This window comes from Streptomyces sp. NPDC000151 (assembly GCF_040301705.1).
GTDB lineage: Bacteria > Actinomycetota > Actinomycetes > Streptomycetales > Streptomycetaceae > Streptomyces.
In genome coordinates, this window is sequence record NZ_JBEPFC010000252.1 from 1 (window position 1) to 5,350 (window position 5,350).

General features: G+C 73.6%; 5 protein-coding genes. 3 read left to right on the forward strand and 2 right to left on the reverse strand.

Going from position 1 to position 5,350, the window contains the following annotated elements:
• Positions 1–167 precede the first annotated feature (167 nt).
• Together ftsL and rsmH are read right to left on the reverse strand one after the other, a co-directional pair.
• Complete coding sequence (gene ftsL / locus ABT381_RS34890) at positions 168–659, reverse strand: cell division protein FtsL (protein WP_351601849.1); 492 nt, start codon at positions 657–659, stop codon at positions 168–170.
• Complete coding sequence (gene rsmH, locus ABT381_RS34895; protein ID WP_351601851.1) at positions 656–1,618, reverse strand: 16S rRNA (cytosine(1402)-N(4))-methyltransferase RsmH; 963 nt, start codon at positions 1,616–1,618, stop codon at positions 656–658. The genes ftsL and rsmH overlap by 4 nt, the downstream gene beginning before the upstream one ends.
• 469 nt (positions 1,619–2,087) lie before the next feature.
• On the opposite strand from rsmH, the gene ABT381_RS34900 reads away from it, so the two are divergent.
• The 3 genes from ABT381_RS34900 to ABT381_RS34910 all read left to right on the forward strand — a co-directional run.
• The gene (locus ABT381_RS34900; RefSeq protein ID WP_351601852.1) at positions 2,088–2,648 is read left to right on the forward strand and encodes a beta-class carbonic anhydrase; all 561 of its coding nucleotides are present in this window, start codon (positions 2,088–2,090) and stop codon (positions 2,646–2,648) included.
• A gap of 353 nt (positions 2,649–3,001) precedes the next feature.
• Positions 3,002–4,000 carry an AAA family ATPase gene (locus ABT381_RS34905; protein WP_351601854.1) on the forward strand — a complete coding sequence of 333 codons (999 nt, stop codon included), beginning with the start codon at positions 3,002–3,004 and terminating at the stop codon, positions 3,998–4,000.
• On the forward strand, positions 4,000–5,350 hold a 1,351-nt coding region (locus ABT381_RS34910; protein WP_351601857.1), incomplete at its 3' end, for a DUF58 domain-containing protein. The genes ABT381_RS34905 and ABT381_RS34910, both read left to right, overlap by 1 nt.

Here is a 5,350-nt window from a genome sequence, read left to right on the forward strand (position 1 = left end):
GGCACGCGGCGCCCGGGGGTGCCCGGGCGGGCGGGGCCGCGCCGGGCCCGCGGATCGCGCCGGTTCTCGGGGTCCCTGGGGTCCCTCGGTTCGCTCACTGCTCCCCCTCCGTCTCCGTCCGGTCTGCGGGCGATGCGTCCGCGAGCGCGGCGTCCTGCGTCACGAGGTCACCCGCCGGCGGCCGTCGGGGAGGGCTGCGGAGCGGCGGTACCGGACGGGCTTCCGGACGGCGTGCGCGTCCCGGAGAGGGCCGGCGGGCGGCTCTGCGGCGCCTGCATCACGGCCGGCTGCTCCGTGGCCTCGCTGGGCGCGCCGCGCACCGTGCCGTCCGGGCCCAGGAAGGCCGGGTTGCCGCCGGGCACCATGCCGAGGCCGCGGGCCCGCTTCTCCAGCGAGCCGGGCGCCGAGTAACCGTCCACGTCCTGCTGGAGCGCCTGCTGCTCGTCCGTCAGTTCCGTGGTCTGCTTCTCCAGCCTGCTCAGCTCGAAGGAGCCCTGGTTGAGCGCGGAGTTCAGCAGCAGCAGCGTGATCAGGCCGGATCCGAGCAGCACCACGACCAGCAGCACGAACGGCGTGCGCGCCGCCGTGCTCGTACCGGAGGGGACCAGGGCGGCGAGCCGCCCGCCCCCCGTACCGCGAAGCCGCCCGGAGCCCGTCACGCGTTGTCCTCCCGGATGCGTTCGGCGCCGCGCAGCCGGGCCGGCGCCGCCCTGCGGTTCTCCGCGATCTCCGCCTCCGTGGGCAGCTCCGCGCCCCGGGTCAGCAGCTTCAGACGCGGCTGGTACTGCTCCGGTACGACCGGCAGCCCGGGCGGCGCGGTATTGGCGGCGCCCGCCGCGAACACCTGCTTGACCAGCCGGTCTTCGAGCGAGTGGTACGAGAGGACGGCGATCCGGCCGCCGACGGCCAGCGCCTGCACGGCGTTCGGCACGGCGCGTTCGAGGACCGACAGCTCGCCGTTGACCTCGATGCGCAGCGCCTGGAACGTGCGCTTCGCCGGGTTGCCGCCCGTGCGCTTGGCGGCCTGCGGCAGCGCGTCCCGGATCAGCTCGACCAGCCGCGCGCTGTTCGTGAACGGCTCCTTCTCGCGCTCCCGCACGACCGCCGAGACGATGCGCTTGGCCTGCTTCTCCTCGCCGTAGGCCCGCAGGATGCGTACGAGCTCGCCCGGCGCATAGGTGTTGAGGACCTCGGCCGCGCTCATCCCGGTCGTCTGGTCCATCCGCATGTCCAGCGGGGCGTCCTGGGCGTACGCGAAGCCGCGGTCGGCCTCGTCCAGCTGCATCGAGGAGACGCCCAGGTCGAACAGCACCCCCTGGACGCGCGGTACGGCCAGCCGCTCCAGGACGTCCGGCAGCTCGTCGTACACGGCGTGCACGAGGGTCGCGCGGTCCCCGTAGGGGGCCAGCCGCTCCCCCGCGAGCTTCAGTGCTGACGTGTCGCGGTCCAGGCCGATCAGGCGCGCGGCGGGGAACGTCGACAGCAGCGCCTCGCTGTGTCCCCCCAGACCGAGCGTGCAGTCGACGACGACCGCACCGGGCTCGGCGAGCGCCGGGGCGAGCATGTCCAGACAGCGCTGGAGCATGACGGGGACGTGGCGGGTATTGCTGCTGCTCATGCGCCTTCCGATGAGGAGGGCGGCGGATACCGCCCCCGCGGGGAAGGTGCCCACCTGCCGTTGGCCGACGGAGGCCGCACGTACTGTTTGGTCCCCGCCCGCTCTGAAGGGGAAGCGGCCGTCCGCCGACGGGGAAGTGACGTCGGATGGCCGGTGGAGCGGGAGGAGACCGAACCGCACGTGCGGTTCCCCGCGCGCGGGATTCGGGATCCAAGGAGAGTCTCACGCCTCCCACTTCGCGTCACTTTAGTCCACTCATCCCTTCGGTCAACCAACCGGTCGCGCGCGTCCCCGCACGGCCGCCGGACGCCTCCGGGCCGCGCCCTCCCGGGCCTTGACGATCATTGATTTCACCCGTACGGGGCAACGCCACCCGTTTCTGTGGGTTACCTCACAAGCACGCTCGATGACCCGCTATGCCCGTCCTCACATGGAGCGGCCCGGAGCTGCGGCGATTACCTTTAAAGCTATGTCGATATCCGCGTCGCAGGCCCCGTCCCCGTCCGACGACCGCGCAGCCGCCCTTTCGGGCGGTACGGTCACCGACCGCCTCATCGAGGCCAATGCCCGATACGCCGCCGAGTTCACGGACCCCGGCATGGACGCCCGTCCCGTCCTGAAGGTCGCCGTCGTGGCCTGCATGGACGCCCGGCTCGACCTCCATGAGGCGCTGGGTCTGGAGCTCGGCGACTGTCACACCATCCGCAACGCGGGCGGTGTGGTCACCGACGACATCATCCGCTCCCTGACGATCAGCCAGCGTGCGCTGGGCACCCGCTCCGTGGTGCTCATCCACCACACCAACTGCGGCATGCAGACCCTGACCGAGGACTTCCGCCACGAGCTGGCCGAGGAAGTCGGGCAGCGGCCGACCTGGGCGGTCGAGGCGTTCAAGGACCTGGACGCTGACGTACGCCAGTCGATGCAGCGCGTCCGTACGTCGCCGTTCCTGCTCCACACGGAGGACGTGCGCGGTTTTGTCTTCGACGTGAAGACGGGCAAGCTGCGCGAGATCGACCCGCAGGACTGAGCCGGGACCGGGCGGTGGCGTAGCGCCTCCGCCCTCCGGCCCGGGCCTCCGCCGCCCTTTCCCACCCCGCTCGCTCCGCCGTTCGCCGGCACGTCGACGACGTGCCGGCGAACGCGTTTTCCGGCCGCCGCGCCCCGCCTCGCGCCGCGCGGTGACCGGTGCGGACGGTTCCGAGTTATCCACAGCCCATGACGCGAAGCCGCGCGGGCGGCAAGAATGCGTACGTGACGTTGTTCCCGGCCCGGCCGGGGGCGTCGCGCCATCGGGGTGGGCCGGACCGGGAAAGCGGCACCGGCCCTGAATTGGGGAACCCCCGCTTTTCGTGAGCGCGGGGAAGGGCCGAGGAGGGCCGGGTGACGACCTATGACGAGCGAGCGAGCCTCAGCGATCTGACCACCACAGCCGAGCGCGTCCGCCGGTCGGTGGAGGGCGTGATCGAGGGCAAGCCCGAGGTCGTACGCCTGGCGCTGACCGTGCTGCTCGCCGAGGGCCACCTCCTCATCGAGGACGTGCCGGGCGTCGGCAAGACCATGCTCGCCAAGGCGCTCGCCCGGTCCGTCGACTGCTCGGTGCGGCGCATCCAGTTCACCCCCGACCTGCTGCCCTCGGACATCACCGGCGTGAGCGTCTTCGACCCGCGGCAGCGCGACTTCGAGTTCAAGCCGGGCGCGATCTTCGCCCAGATCGTCATCGGCGACGAGATCAACCGCGCCTCCCCCAAGACCCAGTCCGCGCTCCTGGAGTCGATGGAGGAGCGCCAGGTCACCATGGACGGGCAGACCTATGCGCTGCCGAGCCCCTTCATGGTGGTCGCCACCCAGAATCCGCTGGAGATGGAGGGCACGTATCCCCTCCCCGAGGCCCAGCGCGACCGCTTCATGGCGCGGGTCTCGATCGGCTATCCGAGCGTGGAGGCCGAGCTGCAGATGCTGGACGTGCACGGCGGGAGGTCCCCGCTGGACGACATCCAGCCGGTCGCGCACGCCCACGAGATCGTGAAGCTGGTCGAGGCGGTGCGCACGGTCCATGTCGCCGACCCGGTGCGCAGATACGCCGTCGAGCTGGTCGCCGCCACACGCAACCACCCCGACCTGCGGCTCGGCGCCTCCCCGCGCGCGACGCTCCATCTGCTGCGGGCCGCCAAGGCCGCGGCAGCCCTCGCCGGCCGGGAGTACGTCCTCCCGGACGACCTGCAGTCGCTGGCCGGCGCGGTCCTCGCGCACCGCCTGCTGCCCACCGCCCAGGCCCAGCTGAACCGCCGCTCGGCCGAGCAGGTGGTCCTGGAGATCCTGCACCACACCCCGGTCCCCGATCCCTCGGCGCAGTGGCCGCCTGCCTCCCGGAGCTACTGATGCGGGGCGGGGGGACCGAGGCGCCGGCGGCGGCCGGCCGGGAGTACGGCGAGCCGGGGGCACCGGAGAGCGGCGGCTTTCCGGCCGCGGGCCTGCCGGAGGCCGGCGGGCTGCGGGACGCGCTCGGCGGGCTGACGACGCGCGGGCGGTCCTTCCTGGCGGCAGGCGTCGCCGCGGCGGTGTGCTCGTACGTCCTGGGCCAGGCCGACCTGCTCCGGGTCGGTCTGCTGCTGGCCTCGCTCCCCCTGGTCTGCGTGGCCGTGCTGTACCGCACCCGCTATCGGGTCGCGGGCAGCCGCAGCCTCTCCCCCGCGCGGGTGTCCGCCGCGGCCGAGACCCGGGTCCGGCTGCGCGTCGAGAACGTCTCGCGGCTGCCCACCGGCGTGCTGATGCTCCAGGACCGCGTGCCGTACGTCCTCGGGCCGCGACCGCGCTTCGTCCTGGACCGGGTGGAGGCGGGCGGCCACCGCGAGGTGTCCTACCGCGTCCGCTCGGACCTGCGCGGCCGCTATCCCCTGGGGCCGCTGCAGCTGCGCCTGTCCGACCCGTTCGGCATGTGCGAGCTGACCCGCTCCTTCAGCGCGCACGACACCCTGACGGTGGTCCCCCGGGTCGAGCCGCTGCCCGCGGTCCGGCTGGCCGGTGAGGCGTCGGGGTACGGCGACGGGCGGCACCGGGCCCTCGCGCTGGCCGGCGACGACGACGTGATCCCGCGCGGATACCGCCACGGCGACGACCTGCGCCGGGTGCACTGGCGCTCCACCGCGCGCTACGGCGAGCTGATGGTCCGCCGCGAGGAGCAGCCCCAGCAGGCCCGCTGCACGATCCTGCTGGACACTCGGAGCGCGGCGCACCAGGGCGCCGGACCGGACTCCCCGTTCGAATGGGCGGTCGCCGGTGCCGCCTCCGTCGCGCTGCATCTTCTGGAGCGCGGCTTCTCGGTACGCCTGCTGACCGACACCGGCAGCTCCGTGCCTGGTCCGGACGGCGCCGGCGGCTTCTCCGGCGGCGGCGCCTCGGCGGACGCGGCGGGCCTCCTCCTGGACACGCTGGCCGTCGTCGACCACTCCGAGGAGCCCGGCCTGTCCCGGGCGCACGACGTCCTGCGCGGGGGCAACGAAGGTCTGCTGATCGCGTTCTTCGGCGAGCTGGACGAGGAGCAGGCCGCGCTGGCGGCACGGATGCGCCGGCGCAGCGGCTCCGCCGTGGCCTTCGTCCTGGACGGCGAGACCTGGAGCGGTGCCGCGGCGCCCCCGCAGTCCGGTGCGGGTCCCGCCCCGCTCCCCCTGGCCGACCGCCTGCGGCTGCTCGACGACGCCGGCTGGACGGCCCTCGCGGTGCGGCCGCAGG